The sequence below is a fragment of the Micromonospora mangrovicola genome (genome assembly GCF_047200535.1).
Taxonomy (GTDB): Bacteria; Actinomycetota; Actinomycetes; order Mycobacteriales; family Micromonosporaceae; genus Micromonospora.
The window spans coordinates 1-1744 of record NZ_JBJZOG010000218.1; the positions used below are offsets into that span (position 1 = coordinate 1).

The window sequence follows — 1744 nt, forward strand, 5'->3', positions numbered from 1 at the left end:
GTCGGGGCGTACTTCCCGCATCGGGTGGCGTATCACCCGACGTGTCACTCGTTGCGGCTGCTGCGGGTGGGGGACCGGCCGCTGCGGCTGCTGCGCGCGGTACGCGGACTCGACCTGGTGGAGTTGCCGCAGGCGGAGCAGTGCTGCGGCTTCGGTGGGACGTTCGCGGTGAAGAACGCGGACACCTCGACGGCGATGCTGGCCGACAAGATGCGGCATGTGCTGGCCACGCGGGCGGACGTGTGCACGGCCGGGGACGCCTCCTGCCTGATGCACATCGGCGGTGGTCTGTCCCGGCTTCGGGCGGGGGTGCGGACGGTGCACCTGGCGGAGATTCTGGCCTCCACCGAGACTGTCGGAGCGACGAGGGGGTGAGCGGAGTGCGGACGTTTCTGGGTATGCCCACCACGGCGCCCCGCGGGGTGGGGCACCTGCGGGGCGACGAGTCGTTCCCGGCCGCGGCCCGGCGGGCGCTCGGCGACGCGCAGTTGCGGCGCAACCTGCGGCACGCCACCACCACCATCCGCGAGAAGTCGGGGGCGGTGATCGGCGAGGTGCCGGACTGGCCGCAGCTGCGCGCGGCCGGCCGGGCGATCAAGAGTGACACCATGGCCCGCCTGCCGGAACTGCTCGAACAACTGGAGGCGTCGGTCACCGCCGCCGGTGGCACGGTGCACTGGGCGGCCGACGCGGTCGAGGCGAACCGGATCGTCACCGACCTGGTCCGGGCCACCGGCGCGGACCGGGTGATGAAGGTCAAGTCGATGGCCACCCAGGAGATCGGCCTCAACGAGGCGCTCGAGGCGGCCGGGATCGAGCCGGTCGAGACCGACCTCGCCGAGCTGATCGTCCAGCTCGGCCGGGACCGGCCCAGCCACATCCTGGTGCCGGCGATCCACCGCAACCGGGCGGAGATCCGGGAGATCTTCCGGCGGGAGATGCCGGGCGTCGATCCCGACCTCACCGACGAACCGGCCGCCCTCGCGGCCGCCGCCCGCCGGCACCTGCGGCAGACCTTCCTGCGCACCCGGGTGGCCGTCTCCGGGGCGAACTTCGCCGTCGCCGAGACCGGCACCCTGGCGGTGGTCGAGTCGGAGGGCAACGGGCGCATGTGCCTGACCCTCCCGCAGACCCTGATCACCGTGATGGGCATCGAGAAGGTCATCCCCCGCTGGGCCGACCTCGGGGTGTTCCTGCAGCTGCTGCCGCGGGCGTCGACGGGGGAGCGGATGAACCCGTACACCTCGATGTGGACCGGGGTCACCCCGGGCGACGGGCCGCAGCAGGTGCACCTGGTGCTGCTGGACAACGGCCGCAGCGCGGTGCTCGCCGACGAGGTCGGCCGGCAGGCGCTGCACTGCATCCGCTGTTCCGCCTGCCTCAACGTCTGCCCGGTGTACGAGCGCACCGGCGGGCACGCGTACGGGTCGGTCTATCCGGGGCCGATCGGGGCGGTGCTCTCCCCGCAGCTCACCGGGGTCGCCGACAACGCCTCCCTGCCGTACGCCTCGTCGCTCTGCGGGGCCTGCTACGACGCCTGCCCGGTCATGATCGACATCCCGTCGATCCTGGTGCACCTGCGCGGGCAGGCCCCGCATCCCCGCACCGAGGCAGCGACCATGGCCGCCGCCGCGTACACGATGGACCACCCGGCGCTGTACGCGGCCGCGCAGCGCGCCGCGCGGCTGAGCCGGCTCGCCGGCCCACGCGGGCGGGGCCTGCCGCCGCCGCTGGCCGGCTGGAC

2 protein-coding genes are annotated in these 1744 nt (G+C 73.6%); both read left to right on the plus strand.

Annotated features, from left to right (window positions below; all coding sequences use genetic code 11):
• Positions 1-375: heterodisulfide reductase-related iron-sulfur binding cluster (locus ACL02O_RS34080; RefSeq protein ID WP_412822298.1), on the plus strand; the 375-nt coding region annotated here is incomplete at its 5' end.
• Between the two features lie 5 nt (positions 376-380).
• The coding region (locus tag ACL02O_RS34085; RefSeq protein WP_412822299.1) for a lactate utilization protein B at positions 381-1744 on the plus strand (1364 nt) is incomplete at its 3' end.